The organism is Brumimicrobium aurantiacum, assembly GCF_003402975.1.
Classification (GTDB): Bacteria; Bacteroidota; Bacteroidia; order Flavobacteriales_D; family Crocinitomicaceae; genus Brumimicrobium; species Brumimicrobium aurantiacum.
On sequence record NZ_QURB01000005.1, the window covers coordinates 130,171 to 147,970 of the forward strand.

At 34.0% G+C, this 17,800-nt stretch carries 19 protein-coding genes; 4 read left to right on the forward strand and 15 right to left on the reverse strand.

The window, feature by feature from the left end; genetic code table 11:
* Window positions 1-82: 82 nt before the first annotated feature.
* The 11 genes from DXU93_RS09275 to DXU93_RS09330 all read right to left on the reverse strand — a co-directional run bounded on the left by DXU93_RS09275 (window position 83) and on the right by DXU93_RS09330 (window position 9,024).
* Complete coding sequence (locus tag DXU93_RS09275) at window positions 83-754, reverse strand: hypothetical protein (protein WP_116881005.1); 672 nt, start codon at window positions 752-754, stop codon at window positions 83-85.
* Between the two features lie 61 nt (window positions 755-815).
* Window positions 816-1,340 carry a M23 family metallopeptidase gene (locus DXU93_RS09280; protein WP_116881006.1) on the reverse strand — a complete coding sequence of 175 codons (525 nt, stop codon included), beginning with the start codon at window positions 1,338-1,340 and terminating at the stop codon, window positions 816-818.
* 176 nt (window positions 1,341-1,516) lie between these two features.
* The gene (locus DXU93_RS09285; RefSeq protein ID WP_116881007.1) at window positions 1,517-2,047 is read right to left on the reverse strand and encodes a GNAT family N-acetyltransferase; all 531 of its coding nucleotides are present in this window, start codon (window positions 2,045-2,047) and stop codon (window positions 1,517-1,519) included.
* Window positions 2,048-2,961: 914 nt separating this feature from the next.
* Entirely contained in the window at window positions 2,962-3,684 is a 723-nt protein-coding gene (locus tag DXU93_RS09295) for a hypothetical protein (RefSeq protein ID WP_123776101.1), read from the reverse strand.
* A gap of 99 nt (window positions 3,685-3,783) precedes the next feature.
* The gene (locus DXU93_RS09300) at window positions 3,784-4,341 is read right to left on the reverse strand and encodes a hypothetical protein (protein WP_116881010.1); all 558 of its coding nucleotides are present in this window, start codon (window positions 4,339-4,341) and stop codon (window positions 3,784-3,786) included.
* A gap of 264 nt (window positions 4,342-4,605) precedes the next feature.
* Window positions 4,606-5,451: a hypothetical protein gene (locus tag DXU93_RS09305; RefSeq protein WP_116881011.1), complete on the reverse strand. Its 846-nt coding sequence runs from the start codon at window positions 5,449-5,451 to the stop codon at window positions 4,606-4,608.
* Window positions 5,452-5,542: 91 nt separating this feature from the next.
* Window positions 5,543-5,830, reverse strand: a complete 288-nt coding sequence (locus DXU93_RS09310; RefSeq protein WP_116881012.1) for a helix-turn-helix domain-containing protein — start codon at window positions 5,828-5,830, stop codon at window positions 5,543-5,545.
* Complete coding sequence (locus DXU93_RS09315) at window positions 5,820-6,164, reverse strand: type II toxin-antitoxin system RelE/ParE family toxin (protein ID WP_116881013.1); 345 nt, start codon at window positions 6,162-6,164, stop codon at window positions 5,820-5,822. Before DXU93_RS09315 ends, DXU93_RS09310 begins: the two co-directional genes overlap by 11 nt.
* 150 nt (window positions 6,165-6,314) lie before the next feature.
* Window positions 6,315-6,869: a hypothetical protein gene (locus tag DXU93_RS09320; RefSeq protein ID WP_116881014.1), complete on the reverse strand. Its 555-nt coding sequence runs from the start codon at window positions 6,867-6,869 to the stop codon at window positions 6,315-6,317.
* Window positions 6,870-7,265: 396 nt separating this feature from the next.
* Entirely contained in the window at window positions 7,266-8,153 is an 888-nt protein-coding gene (gene ygiD, locus DXU93_RS09325) for a 4,5-DOPA-extradiol-dioxygenase (RefSeq protein ID WP_205679251.1), read from the reverse strand.
* Between the two features lies 1 nt (window position 8,154).
* Window positions 8,155-9,024, reverse strand: coding sequence for an SDR family oxidoreductase (locus DXU93_RS09330; protein ID WP_116881015.1), 870 nt, complete (start codon window positions 9,022-9,024; stop codon window positions 8,155-8,157).
* A gap of 121 nt (window positions 9,025-9,145) precedes the next feature.
* Between DXU93_RS09330 and DXU93_RS09335 the strand changes: the two genes are divergently transcribed.
* Window positions 9,146-9,499 carry a winged helix-turn-helix transcriptional regulator gene (locus tag DXU93_RS09335; RefSeq protein ID WP_165851377.1) on the forward strand — a complete coding sequence of 118 codons (354 nt, stop codon included), beginning with the start codon at window positions 9,146-9,148 and terminating at the stop codon, window positions 9,497-9,499.
* A 346-nt stretch (window positions 9,500-9,845) separates the two neighbouring features.
* Here DXU93_RS09335 and DXU93_RS09340 read toward each other — a convergent pair whose 3' ends face one another.
* The 3 genes from DXU93_RS09340 to DXU93_RS09350 form a co-directional block, all read right to left on the reverse strand.
* Complete coding sequence (locus DXU93_RS09340; protein WP_116881017.1) at window positions 9,846-11,072, reverse strand: type II toxin-antitoxin system HipA family toxin; 1,227 nt, start codon at window positions 11,070-11,072, stop codon at window positions 9,846-9,848.
* A 2-nt stretch (window positions 11,073-11,074) separates the two neighbouring features.
* The gene (locus DXU93_RS09345; RefSeq protein ID WP_116881018.1) at window positions 11,075-11,350 is read right to left on the reverse strand and encodes a helix-turn-helix domain-containing protein; all 276 of its coding nucleotides are present in this window, start codon (window positions 11,348-11,350) and stop codon (window positions 11,075-11,077) included.
* Between the two features lie 127 nt (window positions 11,351-11,477).
* The gene (locus tag DXU93_RS09350) at window positions 11,478-11,969 is read right to left on the reverse strand and encodes a GNAT family N-acetyltransferase (RefSeq protein WP_116881019.1); all 492 of its coding nucleotides are present in this window, start codon (window positions 11,967-11,969) and stop codon (window positions 11,478-11,480) included.
* A 571-nt stretch (window positions 11,970-12,540) separates the two neighbouring features.
* On the opposite strand from DXU93_RS09350, the gene DXU93_RS09355 reads away from it, so the two are divergent.
* The 3 genes from DXU93_RS09355 to DXU93_RS09365 all read left to right on the forward strand — a co-directional run bounded on the left by DXU93_RS09355 (window position 12,541) and on the right by DXU93_RS09365 (window position 16,768).
* Entirely contained in the window at window positions 12,541-13,317 is a 777-nt protein-coding gene (locus DXU93_RS09355; protein ID WP_116881020.1) for an enoyl-CoA hydratase/isomerase family protein, read from the forward strand.
* Window positions 13,318-13,904: 587 nt separating this feature from the next.
* Complete coding sequence (locus DXU93_RS09360; RefSeq protein ID WP_116881021.1) at window positions 13,905-15,389, forward strand: oligosaccharide flippase family protein; 1,485 nt, start codon at window positions 13,905-13,907, stop codon at window positions 15,387-15,389.
* A 35-nt stretch (window positions 15,390-15,424) separates the two neighbouring features.
* Window positions 15,425-16,768 (forward strand): heparan-alpha-glucosaminide N-acetyltransferase domain-containing protein, encoded by a 1,344-nt coding sequence (locus DXU93_RS09365; RefSeq protein ID WP_116881022.1) that lies wholly within the window; start codon window positions 15,425-15,427, stop codon window positions 16,766-16,768.
* Between the two features lie 7 nt (window positions 16,769-16,775).
* Here the strand turns inward: DXU93_RS09365 and DXU93_RS09370 are convergent, their stop codons facing one another.
* Complete coding sequence (locus DXU93_RS09370) at window positions 16,776-17,627, reverse strand: hypothetical protein (protein ID WP_116881023.1); 852 nt, start codon at window positions 17,625-17,627, stop codon at window positions 16,776-16,778.
* Window positions 17,628-17,800: the final 173 nt, after the last annotated feature.

Below are 17,800 nucleotides of genomic sequence, written 5' to 3' on the forward strand. Positions count from 1 at the left end.
TTTTTGGCGCATATTTTTTGGAAAAATCGTGACATAAAAACAGTTGAAAATTGTTGATGTGGTGTTATAAATAGCCAACTATTTAAAATGGAATTGTTGTAATTCTTTGTTTAAAAACACCCTTTTCAATAATCCATAAAACTGAATAGCCCCCAGCACCATCACTATTTAATGCAGAAATATAAATTGAATTATTCCTTTCATCATAAAAAGCAGAAGTAAAGCCAAAATTGGGTTCAAATAAATTATCAGTTGGTAAGATTACTTTCTCATTATTTAGCTGTAAACTGAATATTCCATATTTCATTTTTGGAATTTCTCCATCTGTCCCCCAGATTTCTTTACCATTAATTTTTTCTAAATATTCAGCTTCATTTATTTCATGATATTGTAAGCTATTTGATTTTGCATTAAATGCTCTTTTTGTTATTTGAATACGTATTGAATCCAAACTGAAAACTATTGAAGTATCAGTTAATTGATTAGAATAAAAAGGATCAAAATTTTCAATAATTCTCACACGAGATTTATGAACATAGCCGCTTCTGTTTTGCCGACTTAAATCATAATCAATTCGAAACCATTCTCCTTCCAAATCAAAGCAGTAAACTATTTCTTCACTCGATAAGGTGTCAATGATATTCTTGGCTGAATTTCTAATATTAACATATCCGTCTTTGTCCTCAATAATTCCAAACTGTCCAATAATTGTTAGGTTTAATGTAAGTAAAAGCACTGTTAAAATTCTTTTCATAAACTTGTCACTAATTTGTTAATATGCTTGATAGCCTGCTTTCTTCCTATTCAACATGGTTTCAATCTATTTTAATCCAGTTGGCTACCTTCATTTTATTTCCTTTGAAATACAATTCATAGTTAAGAACCGTATTTAGGTTTTTTGTTTTCACTACTCCAATGTCCTGTTTTTCATTTACATCCTCACCTTCTTTAACTGAAACAGATTCTAAGTTGGAATAGACTGCTCCATATTTACCATGTTTTATTACAACTGTATAAGCACCTTCTGTTTTTAAAACTAAGGCCACCTTTCCATCTGCTACAGAAATAGCTTGAGTATTTTCTTTACACGTTACTTTAAGAATTTCCTCTTTAGGATTTCTAGTTGAAAAAGAATTCTCCTTTAACTTTTGATTATACTGCTCAACACAGCAAACATCTAGAGAAATATAACTTTTAGCGGGTACAATTAGCCGTCCTTTCTTTTCTTCAAATTCAGTAGTAAGTACACTATCTTCAATATTTACTTCAATTAATGAATCCTGTTGAGCGAACCCAGTAAATATTATCAAGTAAAATGATAAAAAAGTGATTATTCTCATTTTCTTTAGAAACTGTAATTTCCGAAATAATACAATACTTAAATTTCAAATGTAGTTAAAAAATGGGCAAATCACCATTCAATTTGTTACAAATTGAAGTCAGTGAAGTTAACAGATAGGGCTAGTATTGGGTATTACAACCACTTCTTGCTCTATTTGTTACCTATTTAGTGTATTTATTGCTTCCATTCACGCTTTAACAAAGCATAAATAAGATCATCCACCCATTCACCATTTATAAAAAGGCTTTCTTTAAAATGGGCTTCTTTTCTAAAACCTAATCTTTCTAAAAGTCGGATGGAAGCACTGTTTTTTGGATCAACCGAAGCTGTAATCCTATGTTTATTTAGTGAAGAAAATAAATAATCAATTGTAATTTTCATTGCTTCAGTCGCGTATCCTTTTCCGTGGTGTTGTTTACTTAATGTACAGCCTAGTTCACATTGAAATCCATCATCTCCAATAAAATGTATACCTAAATCTCCAATAATTTCGTTGGATTCTTTTTCAATGATAACCAATTGAAACCAAGATTCAGGTTGATTGAATTCCGTTGGATTTTTAGCGATAAAGGCATCTACTTCATGCAATGCTTTTGGCACAAAACCTTGATATTTATTCGTTACAGCGTCTCGTCTGTAACTAAAGACTTTGGCGTTGTCTTTTGCCTCGATTGGTCTTAATTTAATGTTGTTTGATGCTATCATTTATTTTGAAGATAAGTTAGCTAAACTGAGTTTCAATGAAGTTTAAATTTAATCAGAATTTCTTTATTTCTAGTCGTCACAAAAAGATTCTTGTCCATCACAATAAGTATGAAGTCTTCCCTTGTAGGTCACACTGAATTGATCATTCAATTTAAATGCATAACCTCGTAAATAGATACAAGGGATTTCTTGATCTAAACTTTTTTTCTCTTTTATCTTAAGAAAATTTTTATCGAATGGAGAGTCTCCCATCAATTCTATATTACCATCATTATCAACACTATAACTTCCTTGAAACTGAAATTTATTTCGAAATACAGAAAAATTATCCTTTTGTAATAGAGAAAGCTCTATGAAATAAGTTGAATCAGAATTAAACCTGGATCCAATATGGTTGTATCGATTTTAAGACGTGTCAAGGCTAGCGCTAATTGTTTTATCTGTTGACTTGAATTCGCATTCAAAGGAACAGTATGAATATTTCAAATACGGATTTCCACTAGAAAAGTATTCCTCGGCTTGCTGTGCTGTTGTGGAAACTGCAATAATTAATGTGAAAATTATACTAAATATTTGTCCCATAAGTAATCTCCTTAAAGTCTAGTGTTTGGTGTCGCAGCATCCCGAAGGGTGTTATGCTCTATACGTTTTGTTGAACTCAACCTTCGTTAGCTAAAGTACAAAACTCTTCGTACACATCAATAACATAAAACATATTGATACGGAAAAGAAAAACAATCGAAACCGGTATCCTCCTACAGATGATGGGACAATCTATGAGTACTTCGTAGTTCAGCGATTCCCATTTCGAAATGTTGGCCGACTTGGCGAAGCGACTTCACAACCGTAAGGCGTAATTGGCACGACGAATGCTTAGTTATTGGCATGTCGTTTTATTTATTTTGTAAACTACTTTAGTTATAAAAAACTCCCTTACTATCTAATTTATCAATTAATATCTCAAACAATCTTTTAGCATAAACCTGGCAGTTGTCAAAAAATCCAACCTTAACAGTGAAGTTTGAAGTTTCGTCCATTTTAATCAATTTCTCCTTCACAAATAGTAAAGTGTCGTCCTTTGTCTCTTCATCCAACGGGAAATTTAAATAGAAATTGGCATTTTCACCTTCATAAACTGTATGTGTAATTAAAACAGCATAGGTTTTTATTGAATTTCTAAGGAGTCTCGATATAATTAGGAAATCTCCACCTTCTTGAATTGTATCAATAATATCCTTGTCAAAGTCATAAGTCCCTTTCAAAAGATTGATGATCTTTTTTGTACTGCCATTCACAGATAAATCTGGCAACACATTGGCTACTTTTTCATAGCCAAGAATTTGTTTACTTTGATATAATGCTCTAAAGTACTTTGAGATAAATTGCCGGAAGACAAATAGGAATGTTTTGCATTTCAAATTGATATTTAACTGAATAGGGTCTTCTAATAAGTTTAGATATCTAATTTGTGGTTTCTCTCTCCTTGTGCCAATTAGATTCTTTTTTTTCTCTAATCCATTTTTAATCTCATCTAGAATAATGTCAATTTCTGCATTCAGTATTTGTATTTTGCCCAAGTTAGTTTCCAAATCCTCTTGAACTCTTACATCAATTGAAATATTGTTATCTGCCATCATTTTTGAATTTTTATTCTTGTGTGCTTTGGAAGTAATACACTTAACGTTCTGCATTAGGGAATGTGGTGCTTTCTCGAGTGTAATTGTGCGCCATATTGCTTACTGCGTGTTATGTGTATTTTTTAATTCAACTTTGTTTTTCAGTTCATGCCATTCAGACCAAAATTTAAAGTATGCTACTTTATCATATTCATCGTCCGGCAATATTCTATCCTCACTGTTATTAAAGAGGTATTCAACTGCATTTACTAATTTTAACACCTCATTTTTATATACAATCCAGGGTAGCGTTATAGCTTGATTGGGAGTTATCAGTCTAACGTTATCATTATCATGTTCAACCCACCAATTACTTCCTAAATCGTATGCGCCTCCAGTTTCAATGTGCACTCTAGAATTAGGATGATGGTCAAGATGATGACCCTCAAATGGCACTAAAACATCTCCAACTTGATGGTTGGAAGTATGATTTTCGAATAGTGTTCTTAATAAATGTAATCCGGCAGCACTTAAATTCCACCAATTGTCACGCTGCATCATTGATTCATTACCAATAATGACATTAATATTACCATGGGCGCATCTGTCCAAAGCACCCATTTCATCATCGATCCAGTGGACCTTTTTAATATCTATTTTAAAATTTTGGTTTGTCATGGTTCATTACACATAACAGTTGGTTATACGCATTGCGTATATATCATCTTTATTTCAACCCAAATTTAACAATTAAAACGAAACATCAATTCTTTGATCATTTTGATTTACAAGGTAATTCGCGATTCATAAATGATAATAGTCGTTTGTAAACGCACGCTCAATATCAAAGCGTAAATCAGCAAGTTAATCTTCAAAAACAAGGTAATAAATCGTTTTCACCATGTGTTTGTCAAGCTTACTTGTGGGTTTCTGGCTTTATTTTTAATATTTCATTTCTCGTCTTTCAAAATACCAAGTTATATAGTCATTCACTAAAGCTTCATTTGAAATGGTTTCTTTCAACAAGAAGTTTTTTGGCAGTAATTCACTCAAACTTTGGTTAATCTTGAGATTAAGTATGGGTTGTTCAAGAGTCAATGAAGTGTCACTATGATTGTACCAAGGTTGCTTAACTGGGTTTGGATATTTTCCTTCAAATCTGTACTCTGCCGTGCTGGTTGATATCCAAATATTGATTATGTTTGAATAATCAGTAACGATGACGTAACCTGAAGTGTCAAATCTTTCTTTCAGGTAGATTTTCAGCGTATCCATGGATTTACAGCTATTAAAGAATTCATCATTTTGCTCTTTAGTTGAATACCTTCTCTTAAACTGCCATGCAATATCATTCCGTTTAGCAACCTTGCGAATTTGTTTTTCAGTGATAAAGACTTTCAGTTCTGTTGTGTCAACTTGCGTGAATAAGTTCCTATTACTGACATTTGTTGATAATGCAGTCAATAGTGATTCAATTTTGTTCAAGTCGGTCTCCTTTCCAATTTCGGATTTGTAAACATTAGTCTCAAGAGTTATCGTGTCAGGTTTAAAAGTCCGTCTGTATTCGTCTCGATAAAATTGGTGTATTACGTACTGATTTTGATTACTGTCAAAAGTGAATGAGATAATATCTGCTATTCCTTTCGTTGTTCCCTTATCGTCAAATTGATACACACTTCTGTGGGACTTAATAAAAACTGTATCAACCAACTGTCCGTTGAATTGCAGTTGCTGTCCGAATACCGAATAGGACAAAATGGTAAATATTAAAGTCAGAGTGTTCTTCATTTTAGCTTGCTGCCAATGGTTCGCAAAAAGGCAAAGACCCCTACCCAAATATAATCTTTATGCCTATTTTGTTTACTTGTTTATATGCCTATCATCCAATCGAAATGTTTAGATTTTTACCTAAACCTATCTCGATTAACTTATTATACGTTGAAATTTGGATATCACTTAGACCTCTTTCAATCCGAGAAATATAACTTTTCTTAGTACCTGTTCTTTTAGCTAATTCTTCTTGAGTGAGTTTAGCTTCTTTTCGCGCTTCCTTTAACATAATCCCAAGGCGAAAAGCAAGTGATTCCGCATCATATTGATCTCGTTTTTCAGTCCCTTTTGGTCCGTAATTCTCATCAAGAAGCTGACTTAATGTTTTAGTTTTCATCTTCCTTTAGTTTTAAATATTCTTTCTTCAATTTTTCAGCGAGTTTAATTTCCTTTTTAGGTGTCTTTTGGGTCTTCTTTATAAAACCGTTTGTCAAAACTATTAAGTTCCCATCATCCTGAAAACAAAGAATTCTGATACTTTTTTGCGAAGTAATTATCCGTACTTCATAAATACCATTAGTGTTTTCAAGTTTTTTAAAGAACTTATTTGGAACTCTCTGTTCGAACCGAACCAAGTCCAGTACATATTCCATCTTAGTTTGAACTTTAGATTCTTGAACACTATAAAAGTCTAAAACCTTGTCGCCGAAAAATATTATTTCTCTTACCACACCAACAAAGTTAACTAATTAGTTCACTTTATCCAATTTTTTGAGAATAATTCGAATCCTTATACATGGCATACAACGTCCTAAAATAAGCAAAGTAGCGCAAACCTTGAGCCCTATCGACGGTATTTTGTTTATTTGTTGTTATGTACCTTATTTAATTTCTTCAAAGCTGCAACCTTCCAGTCCTGCTTTTGTTATCGCAACTTTCAACTTTTCTGATACACATAGTATTGAGTGTTTTTTTTCTTTTACGAACTGAACGTCTGTTTCACAATCGTCTCCAGAATCAGGGAAAAATAGATATCCATAGTTATCAAATCTCTTTCTTCTCTTTATGAGTGGTACCTCGAAGAATAAATTCTTAGGCAACTTATGATCTCTAAAAGTACCGAGCAGTTTTTTACTCATAAACAATCCACGCCTGCTATTTATAAAGTCTCCTTCTATCAAATCTTTCGGTGTATTAGATCCGATTAAAACTGCTTCACCCAGATATGTTCCTTCAGAGGGTACTTCTTCTGATGAAAATAAATTTTGTAGTTGCCGAACTAAAGGAACGAAATTCGATTCTAAAGAAACCGAAAATGACCCATCTTCATTTTTAATGATTTCTGATTCTGGTTTTGGCCAATGAGTAAACTCCCAATCATCTATATATGCGACCTTTTCATCGCTCAGGTCTGGCTCTATTTGGTATAACTTCACGTCTAATTACATTGTAGTTTTTGAGTACAAGTGGTACACAACAATTGGCTATCAACCATGGTCTATATCCAACCTGTATCTTTTCCATCAAATTTAACAATTAAAAGGAAATATCAACTCTTTGATCATCTTGATTTATAAGGTCATTCGCGATTCGTAAATGATAATAGTTGTTTGTAAATGAATAATTCTACGGCTATCATTATTGGTGAGGTTTATGACTCGGCAAGAATTACTCATGAATTGTCTCAACTATAAATTGAAAATTACATGAGTATAAAGCAGTAGTGGGATTAAATCACTTCCCATTTGGAGTAAAATATACGAATTAAAAAGCAAAACGATTTGAGTTTAAACCCAAACCGTTATTGCATTTATACCTTATTGTTTGCTTTTTTATCCAAACTTTACACTTGTCATAGTCAGTGAACCACCTATAGGATTATCGTTAAAGATTGTGGTATTATCCTTTTCGTCTCTTAATCCTAATGTGTACAATAAAGGCAAATAATGCTCAGACGTTGGAATAGCTAGGTTAAACGCTTCTCCTTGCTTTTTGAAGTCAATTAAATTTTGATGATTTCCCTGCAAAATCCATTTCTTCATTTTGCTATCTGCTTCTATTGCCCAATCATAACCGTAGTTCTCATTAATTTTTCTAAAATCAACTTTTCTTAAATTATGAACCATATTACCACTACCTACTATAAGCACGCCTTTATCTCTTAATTTTTTTAATTGTTGCGCTAACTCGTAATGTTGCTGAGGCGTCATATTATAATCCAAGCTAAGCTGAATAACAGGCACATCTGCTTCTGGAAATAAATGCTTAACTACAGTCCAAGCTCCATGATCCAAACCCCATTTATCATCTAAGTGAACACTTCCTAATGGGTTTATAAATTCTGAAATTTCTTTAGCCAGTTTTGGATGTCCAGGCGCTGGATATTGTACATCATAAAGTTCTTTAGGGAATCCACCAAAGTCATGAATCGTTCTTGGATTTTGCATGGCTGTGACAAAAGTTCCGTTTGTTTCCCAATGGGCTGAAACCACAATAACAGCATTGGGTTTGTCCAATTGCTGCCCTTGTTTTTTAAACGCTCTAACAAATTCATTGTCTTCGATACCATTCATGGGCGAACCATGTCCTAAAAAAAGGACTGGCATTCGCTTAGAAGAATCAAAAGAATCCGTTATGTTTTCTAATTTATTTAACGCTGATATCATAGGAATACTTAAAGCTGTTAGTCCTGCAATCTTTAAAAATTTTTTACGCTCCATTTTAAGCGTATATCTTGGTCAAAAATTCTTTAGCTGTAGTTGGTTTTCTTCCCAATAACTTCTCTAATGAATTGTCTGACATTTCTAATTCACCATTGGCTTGAGCTACCGAAAATGCGGTGAATATTCCAATATATTCATCAGGAACACCATAAGTTTTCAGTGTGGCCTGATAATCTTCTGGTGAAGGCGATTGATAGGTGATGTCTTTGCCACTTATTTGTGCAATTGTTTCAGCTACCTCATTATATGTAATTGCTTGATTGTTGACTAATGGATACTCCTTATTCTCGTGCCCGTCTGAAGTCAATACTACTGCTGCTGCTTCTGCCAATTCTTGTCTTAATACTAAACTGGATTTTCCGTTTTGTGCAGGTTGCATAATAACGCCTGTTTCCATTACTTGTTCTCCTATAAACATAGGCAACATGTCCATATATGTGGCGTTCTGTAAAAAAGTATATGTCATACCACTTTCTTTTATCCAGTTTTCAGTTTTTAGATGTGAATCCTGTAAGAATGCGATAGCAGAATCATCTCTCTCCTGATTTCTCATAAATGAAGTATAGACAATATGCTTTACTCCAGTTGCTTTGGCTGCTTTAACCACATTTTGATGTTGAGCGGCACGATCTTCTATTTCACTACTCGAGACAAATAATAATTTATCTACACCTTCAAAGGCTTTTACTAAAGAGTCATAGTTACTATAATCTCCTATTTTAACTGTAATTCCATCTGCTTTATAATTGTTTGCCTTTTCCAAACTTCTAGAAAGAACCGAAATATCAGAGGTGTTTACACCCTTTGCTATTAATTGCTGAACGGCATGTTTACCAAATTCGCCTGTTGCTCCTGTTACTAATATCATTTTTTAAAACTTTTAATCGTTAATAATGATACAAATGTATTACATTTGCTATACAAAATATAGTAAGTTATTAATTAATATCGCTATACTTTTGTATAGTTAAAGTTTAAAATTTTTGATAATGAGTGATTTGCAAACTATTTCTGAGATAAAAAAATGCCCTGTACAGTACGTTTTGGCGATTAATGATACTTTAAACGTAATAAGTGGAAAATGGAAGTTACCTATACTTGCTTCTATTCTTTACGGTAATCATAGGTACAAAGATATACAGGCCAATATCGATAAAATTACACCTAGAATGTTGTCTAAGGAGTTAAAAGAATTAGAGCTTAATGGTGTCATTATAAGAAACGTTTATGATTCAACACCAGTTCGCATTGAATATAAAATGACCGAATCAGGAAAAAATATTCTCTCAGTTCTTGACGCAATGGTTGACTGGGGTGTGTCCCATAGAAAATCTACACTCTAACAGTTGTTGGTAAAGTTTCAGGTGGCAATTCACAGCTAAGCGATAATATTAAAAGTATTTACACACTATGGATCAGCATAACCTGTCGTCTAAATCATCTGTGAATTTGAAAATTTTCCATACTTTATGTTTCGACTGACCTTTGAGCACAAAATGTGAATATACACAATCAAGCATACCCAACTTACATATTTTCTCAAACATAACAATTAAAACGAAACATCAATTCTTTGATCAGCTTGAATTTTGAAACTCCTGAATGTTTAAAAATTGAAGTGGAATCCAATCTTGATATTGATTGGAATTATTCACCTTAGGTTTTTCAAATCACTATACTTTTATCATTTTAAAACCGCTCAAAAATTACTTTCATGCTTCTTTCAATAGTTTTAATGGAATCGTTAGAAACTCCCGACAGTCCAGCATATTTCCTCCAATCTTTAACAACGCTTTTTACCTCTTCAATTATTTCCTTCGCATTGTTTATTGAAAACACATCTGCTAATTCCATTAATTCTTTCTTTCCAGGGTTTACATAGTTTTTAGCGCAAGCCGTGCTATGATAACCTTGAGATGAAGAAGAAAATGTTAAATCATAAGCAGGTGCAAGAGACCATTTCCCTTCATCATCCATCAAGAAAGCAAAGTTTTTAGAATGGTCCTCACGGTTATGTGCCATTACATTGAATACCGCTCTTCTAAACATTTGCTCAACAGCTTGGTTACTTTTTGTAAGCTTTTGAGTTTGAAAAATTAAGTTTCCATAATCCAAGGTACTGCGCTCATAATCATCATGCAAAAGACCAGCAGATGAAATCATGTGAAGTTTATCATTCCCAAGACGATCGAATCTTTTGGTTCCAAAATAGCTATTGCCTTCTTCACTAATGAAAATTTTACTTTCAGACATTTCAATTCCAGAAGCCAACGCCATTTTATAATAGGCCGCCTCAATATTGGCGACATCTTTCGGATCTACATTTGCCGCGAACTTGATAATCCAATGTTCGTAACCATCAGGAAGGATAGCAACACCACTGATAAGAGAATCTGTCTTCGGATTATATCCGGCATATACTTTTGGACGTGCCCCACCAGGACTTCCTCCTCTACCGAAAATCTCATCAATTACGGCACTACTTTCACCTAAAAGAATATCAGAGACATTGTCATTCAACACATCTAAATCAATGCTAAATGTCTCATTTTCTTCACCAGAACTTGGTCTGTATATGAGTGCTCCTAAACTATTCTTCCCTGAAAATGTCAAATGATCTAATGCGTTTAATGATTCATATGCAATTTGATCAGCACTTAAGCGTTTTTTTATGAGTAAATTTCCCCAAGCATCTGGTAATGAATCAGCGAATACACCAAAAAGTCCATTGAATGGGTTTTGTTGCGCGAATTGAGGTGTGTTGTTGAATTTCAATTGATTTGGCGAGAGATTATTACCTGTTTTTAAATAAGTGTCACTGTATTTGAAGACAATCTTTCTATCCACCAAAACCAATTGGCCCACAAGTTCTTCTTCTCTATTAAATTGTAAAAAAACGTCGAGTTTTGTTGTCATAACTAATAATCAAATAATTTCTTCATACGCTCCATTTCATCTGGAAGCAGCAGTGATTCAAATTCTTCCAATCGGCCTAAGGCATTACAAATTTTCAATAAAGATTCAAGCGAAATAATTCCTGTGGTTTCAAATTTTCGAACACTCGCATAGGCCACTCCAGATCTTTCGGACAACTCCTTCTGAGTGAAACCTTGCTCTTTTCTTAAATCTATGGTGTTTTTCGCCAAAAGAAGCATTACTTCTTTGGGTGTGTTTTGATCTCCGTACTCTCCCATTTCTTATCTTAGAATTTAAAAGTAAAGATAAGGAATTAAATCAGATTATCGCTATTATAATAGCAATATGTGTAATTTAAGCACATTATCGATACCCTGATAGCGATTTTTAAATCACTTACAAGGTCTAAATTCCCATAACCATCCAAACATCACAAGCAAAATGCCCGGAATCTCCCAATGGTTTTTCTACTCTTTCAAATCCGATTTTCTCATACAAAACTATCGCTTCCTTTAAGCTAGGGAAAGATTCTAAATACAAATGAGTATAGCCTTGTTCTTTTGCGTAAGCGATGCATTTATTCATCAATTGTTTGCCAATTCCCTTTCCTCGGTATTCGTTTTTGAGGTAAATCTTCACCAATTCAGCATAGCCGTCCGGAAGGTTATTGGTTGGAAATATGCCACTTCCTCCAATAATTTCACCATTCAATGTGGCAATGAAATACACGCTTTTATCGATGTTTTCAAAGGATTCAAATAAAGCATCTGTTGTTGGATCCGTGTAAACTGTTCCTGGTTTAGCTAAATCATATTCCTCCAATGACTGACGGATGATTTTAGCAATTTTTGGATTGTCTTTAGGTTGGATTTTACGGATGTGAATATTGTTTTTCATTATTGCTTATTGGAGAAGCAAAAGTAGTTATTTTAGGGTGGGTTTTGTGTTAAGGAATGATTTTTAACCGCTGAGATTTTAGCTTGCTAAGTTTTACTCGTGTTTGCTCAAGACTGTTTTAACCGCGGAGATCGCAAAGTTTTCGCAGAGTTAAACAGAGGTTTTAGTTCGCTAAGTTTTCAACTGCGTTGATCGTTAAAACCATCATTCTCGTTCTCTTTCTCACTCTGAAACGCTGTATGCTCTTGCTCTAAACTCCAAACTGTTTTAACCGCAGAGATAGCAAAGTTTTCGCAAAGTAACGCAAAGATTTGGTGGTGGTTGAGTTCGCTAAGCCTTCAACTACGTTGATCTTTAAAACCATCATTCTCGTTCTCTTTTTCACTCTGAAACGCTGTATGCTCTTGTTCTATGCTCTAAACTGTTAACACCGCAGTGTAAAAATTCACCTCCTTTGAAATCCATAAAAATCTGCGTTCCATCATACACATCATACATTCGTAATCTGTTATTAGCAATTTCCCCATTCGTAATTAATTTCGATTCCTTATTTTAGCACAAAAAACGAATTATGAGTTACGAAAATATAACAACAGACCAAAAGGAACGTGTTCATTACATTACAGTGAATCGTCCAAAACAAATGAATGCACTCAACAAAGCAACAATCCAAGAATTGCACGATGCGTTTAAAGCGGCTAATGCAGATGCTGGAACACGTGTAATTATCTTAACAGGAAGTGGTGACAAAGCTTTTGTTGCTGGAGCTGACATTAAAGAATTTGCAGATTTTGACACTGAAAACGGTAAAAAATTAGCTGCTGAAGGTCAACAAAAATTGTTTGATTTTATTGAAAATCTATCTACTCCTGTTATTGCAGCGGTAAATGGTTTTGCTCTTGGTGGCGGACTAGAATTGGCCATGGCTTCTCACATTAGAGTTGCTTCAGAAAACGCTAAACTAGGTTTACCTGAAGTTTCGTTGGGCGTAATTCCAGGATACGGAGGAACACAACGTTTGTCTCAATTGGTTGGTCGTGGAAAAGCAATGGAAATGATTACAACAGCAGGAATGATTACAGCAGATGATGCTCAAAACTGGGGATTGGTAAATCATGTTGTTGCACAAGCTGACTTAATGGCTTTGGCAGAGAAAATCGCAAGCAAGATTTGTAACAATTCTGGTGATGCAATCGCTTCTGCAATTAAAGCGGTTAACGCCAATTACACTGATGGAGTGAATGGTTTTGAAACTGAGATTACTGAGTTTGGAAATTGCTTTGGTACGGAGGAGTTTGTTGAAGGGACTACTGCTTTTATTGAAAAACGTAAACCTTCCTTCAAGTAGTTTTTGTTTATTTTGGCAATAGCGGCGTTGAACTCTATTTTTTAAACAGTTATTAACCATTAGTTAACGCCTTCGGTTTAAAAAATAAAGTCCGCCTTGCTATTGCCAAAATAATTCAAAAACTACAATATAATCTACATAACGCCGAACTCTAATTAAAAAACAGCTGCTAACCATTTGTTAGCACAGCGCGTTAAAAAAATAAAGTCCACCTTGCTATTGGCTAAATAATTCAAAAACTAATCTCCATGAAAACCCGAAAACTCTGATTTTTTTTAAACAATTACTAACCATTTGTTAGCGCCTTTACTTCGGTAAACTCAGAACAGCGCATAAAAAATAAAGTTTGCCTTGTTCTTGAACTTTATAATTCAATAACTAATGCTCTGTCAAACAATTTCAATCTCGACTGAAATTCTAAAAGTAACTCTTCCATTTTGCTTTATTTAAAAAGCAAAATATCATTAAAACTGCTTTAACAAAAAAGCACAAAGACCAATCGAATTAGGATTCCAAAACCACAAAAAAAGCTTCAGTTTATCCCATTTAAAAGAATCCAATTATCTTAGCGTTAATATTAAACGCAAATGAGTAATCCATTAAAGAAATTAGCAGGACAAACAGCCGTTTACGGACTATCAAGTATTGTTGGTCGTTTGCTGAATTACTTGCTCGTTCCTTTGTATGTAAGCGTCTTTGTTAACACTTCCGATTATGGAGTGGTTTCAGAACTTTATGCTTGGATTGCTTTCTTGATGGTTTTATTAACCTTCGGGATGGAAACCGCATTTTTCAAATTCCTTTCGGATCACCCCAATAAAAAGGAAAGCATTTTTAGAAATTCGATGCTCAGCGTCAGTGTCATCAATCTTGCATTTTTAGTCTTAATTTTACTTTTTAATGGATGGATTGCAGACAAAATGCTCTTCCCTTATAATCCAGAATACATCATTTTATTAGCGCTGATTGTCGTTGTTGATGCCACATCAGCACTTCCACTTGCCAAACTTAGGGCGGAAGACAAAGCCAAAAAGTTCGCCATTATTCAATTAAGCGGAATTGGTGTAAACATTGGGTTAAACCTTATCTTAATGCTGTTTGTTTTTCAACCAGAAACACAAAATCCGGAAGTGGGAATTCGCTTTATCCTGATTGCTAACCTAGTAGCTTCACTCATCAAACCCGCATTTTTATACCGCGACTTTTTAAACCTGAAATGGATTTGGGACACGACCTTAGTAAAGTCAATGTTTAAATATAGTTTCCCACTTGCCTTGGCAGGGTTTGCATTTATCATCAATGAAACGGTGGATAGAATTCTATTAAAACACCTCACCTATCAAAGTAATATTGGAGAATTTACAACTGAAACCGCTCTAAAAATTGCAGAATCTCAAGTAGGAATTTACAGTGCAAGTTATAAATTAGCCATGTTAGTCACGATATTTTTACAAGCTTATCGCTATGCTGCTGAACCATTTTTCTTTGTTCAAGCGAAAAATAAGGACCGAAATAAAACCTACGTTAAAGTCATGAATTACTTCGTTGGAGCGGTTTTCTTAAGTTTCTTAGGTGTTGCGCTAAACCTCGATATTTTCAAATATTTTATTCCAAATCCTGATTATTGGGAAGGACTAAAAATTGTTCCAATCCTTCTATTGGCCAACGTGTTTTCGGGTATTTACATCAATCAAAGTATTTGGTATAAGTTGAGTGGTCAAACAAAGTTTGGCGCATACATCGCACTTGGTGGAGCAGCGATAACACTAACATTGAACTTTATTTTTATTCCAATTTATGGCTACATGGCCTGTGCTTGGGCAACCTTTATTGTTTATGGTTCACAAATGGTGGCTTCCTACATGCTCGGACAAAAGCACTACCCAATTCCTTATAATTTAAGAAAGTTTGGATTGTACAGCATAACTGCAATTCTCATTTACTTCTTACTATCTTGGATTGATATAGAAGCCGGCATTCTTCAAATTATCGTTCATAATTTCTTCATTCTATTATACGTTGCATTGGTCTATTGGATGGAAAAACCACGGACAGTTGCAAAAACCAATTAATTCAGATTATCTTTGCACCTTATTATTTCTAAAAGTTGGCAAAGCAAAAAGTTCATAATCGTTTAGTTTTTATTGATATTGCACGTTCTATCGCAATATTGATGATGTTAGAAGGTCATTTTATTGTAATGGCACTCACAGAAAACCACCGTGGAAATGACATATTTCTTTATGACATTTGGCGTTTTACCAGAGGACTTACAGCTCCACTTTTCTTCACGGTTTCTGGTTTAGTTTTCACCTATCTTTTAGTCAGAAAAAAAGAACCCTTTTTCAAGAACATAAGGGTAAAAAAAGGACTCACCAGAGGAGTAAAACTGATCCTTTGGGGATATGCTTTGCAATTGAATTTGTTCTATCTAATTAAAGGATTAGACGAAAATGGATCCTATACTTTTAGCGGTTATGTTTATATATTTCACGTTTTACAATGTATCGGAGCTTCGTTGATTACCGTCATTTTACTTTATGGATTGCAACGCATCATAAAAGTGGTTCCCTTAACGTGGTGGCTTGGTATTTTTGGTGCTTTAGCCTTTATTTTGCGCCCAACAATTTATGCCTTAGATTGGTCAGGTTTTCCAGAAATAATTGAAAACATATTTGTTGTCACTTCAGACGACCGCTCATTTAAATCGATTTTCGCTTTATTTCCGTGGGTTGGTTTTGTTCTTTTAGGAGCAATGCTTGGAGCCTACGTGAGTAAAAACCCTGGTCAAGTTTACACGCACCGTTTTACCTTAATTCTATTTATTTCTGGTTTATTCTTAAATGTTTGTTCTGATTTAATTCTTGGTTTTCTCCAACCCATATTATTGCAACTTGGCGGCAGACCATGCTACGGATTAGGTTATCTCTTTGCACGTTTTGGTCAAGTAATGTGGGTTTTGGCACTCATCATTTTCCTTGGCAAGCACAAACGTTATTTACGCGTGTTGTATCACCGAAAATTTGCTTATCTCAAAAATTGGAGTATACCCATTGTATCTGGAATTCTAGGAATATCCATCATCGCATACACACTTTTCACAGGTGATAAAACTTACCTTTTCCCTACCTTTACGTTAAATGCATTGGGCCATTTGTTGCTTTTTATTGGTGTAGTCATTACCACCGTAAAGCTGGTCAATTGGAATTACGATTTATTCATTAAAATTGGACAAAACACACTTTCAATCTACATTGTTCATGTCATCATTTTATACAATGGATTGTTTGGTTTTGGACTCAGCACTTATATAGATAGAAATCTATCCCCGTGGTTTTCTATCGTTGGTGCTATTGGATTTATTTTGGTTTTTACCTACTTTGTAAAATACATTGAAGTATTTCAGAAATACTATAATAAGTTATTCTTCTGGGAGAAAAAAAGCAAGTAATAATTAGTTACACGATTACAAACTCTTTTTTGTGAATCACTTTATCACCTATTCTAAGCTGAACACTATAATTTCCGCTTTCCCATCCTTTAACTTTCAGTGAAAATTTGAAACTATAATTCCCTGTTCTTGAAATAGGGGAACCACCATTTAAGGTTCTGTGTACATCTCCATTTTCTTTACAAATTTCCATTTTTAGAAGACCAGTATTAGACACAATATAATCAAGCATACCTTCTACTTTTGTCATCTCTTGAACAATATTTCTATTGGCGTCAATCGAATAAGAAGGATCTGAATTGTACCATACATTTTCCTTTCCAGTAATTGAACAAACGTATTCACGCAAAGCATCAACAGATGCTTCATCATTATGAATTCCTGATACATTCATATCATCTGATACAGCCCAAACTGCAGTTTGAATAATATTATCCTCTATTGATTTTCCATCGAGATAATTCGCCAGTTTAATTAACTGATCATTTCCCTCTTTGGCCAAATAAAAACTACTTCCTTCTGATGGAGAGAGGTTATCTTGTTGAACACAAAACCCTTTGATTATATGTTCAGTACTTCCATTTTTCAAGACTATTAACTCCTCCTCTACTGTGATTAAATCTTGATCTTCCCCATTCTCACTAATAAATCGGGTTCCTGCTGGAATCACAATACCTGACAATCTCCCAAGCTTGTTAATTTTTAATATGATGGCTTCTCCAGAATGATTCCCGTTAGAAGTAGCTGCTAATTCAATTTGATTATTTTTTATGGCGTCAAAAACGTTGATGTTGGATTTTGAATTAACATTAAATGAGATGGTAAAAATCACTAAAAAAAAGATGGCTGCTATTTTCATAATAAAGGTTTTAATTTATAACACAATAAACAGCAATAGGTTACAAACAATAAACAACTTTTTTCTTTAAATCCTGCAATTGATTATTGCCTTCAATAAAACCCAACGATTCACCAAGAATGTCAGGAAAAAAAGCTACTTTTGAAGATTATATAAATTTGTTTGAGCACAAA

What these genes read in the sequence shown, in the direction of transcription:
- DXU93_RS09275 (WP_116881005.1), bottom strand. Translation starts at nt 754, where the DNA reads ATGAAAAGAATTTTAACAGTGCTTTTACTTACATTAAACCTAACAATT.
- DXU93_RS09280 (WP_116881006.1), bottom strand. Translation starts at nt 1,340, where the DNA reads ATGAGAATAATCACTTTTTTATCATTTTACTTGATAATATTTACTGGG.
- DXU93_RS09285 (WP_116881007.1), bottom strand. Translation starts at nt 2,047, where the DNA reads ATGATAGCATCAAACAACATTAAATTAAGACCAATCGAGGCAAAAGAC.
- DXU93_RS09295 (WP_123776101.1), bottom strand. Translation starts at nt 3,684, where the DNA reads ATGATGGCAGATAACAATATTTCAATTGATGTAAGAGTTCAAGAGGAT.
- DXU93_RS09300 (WP_116881010.1), bottom strand. Translation starts at nt 4,341, where the DNA reads ATGACAAACCAAAATTTTAAAATAGATATTAAAAAGGTCCACTGGATC.
- DXU93_RS09305 (WP_116881011.1), bottom strand. Translation starts at nt 5,451, where the DNA reads ATGAAGAACACTCTGACTTTAATATTTACCATTTTGTCCTATTCGGTA.
- DXU93_RS09310 (WP_116881012.1), bottom strand. Translation starts at nt 5,830, where the DNA reads ATGAAAACTAAAACATTAAGTCAGCTTCTTGATGAGAATTACGGACCA.
- ygiD (WP_205679251.1), bottom strand. Translation starts at nt 8,153, where the DNA reads ATGGAGCGTAAAAAATTTTTAAAGATTGCAGGACTAACAGCTTTAAGT.
- DXU93_RS09330 (WP_116881015.1), bottom strand. Translation starts at nt 9,024, where the DNA reads ATGATATTAGTAACAGGAGCAACAGGCGAATTTGGTAAACATGCCGTT.
- DXU93_RS09335 (WP_165851377.1), top strand. Translation starts at nt 9,146, where the DNA reads ATGAGTGATTTGCAAACTATTTCTGAGATAAAAAAATGCCCTGTACAG.
- DXU93_RS09340 (WP_116881017.1), bottom strand. Translation starts at nt 11,072, where the DNA reads ATGACAACAAAACTCGACGTTTTTTTACAATTTAATAGAGAAGAAGAA.
- DXU93_RS09345 (WP_116881018.1), bottom strand. Translation starts at nt 11,350, where the DNA reads ATGGGAGAGTACGGAGATCAAAACACACCCAAAGAAGTAATGCTTCTT.
- DXU93_RS09350 (WP_116881019.1), bottom strand. Translation starts at nt 11,969, where the DNA reads ATGAAAAACAATATTCACATCCGTAAAATCCAACCTAAAGACAATCCA.
- DXU93_RS09355 (WP_116881020.1), top strand. Translation starts at nt 12,541, where the DNA reads ATGAGTTACGAAAATATAACAACAGACCAAAAGGAACGTGTTCATTAC.
- DXU93_RS09360 (WP_116881021.1), top strand. Translation starts at nt 13,905, where the DNA reads ATGAGTAATCCATTAAAGAAATTAGCAGGACAAACAGCCGTTTACGGA.
- DXU93_RS09370 (WP_116881023.1), bottom strand. Translation starts at nt 17,627, where the DNA reads ATGAAAATAGCAGCCATCTTTTTTTTAGTGATTTTTACCATCTCATTT.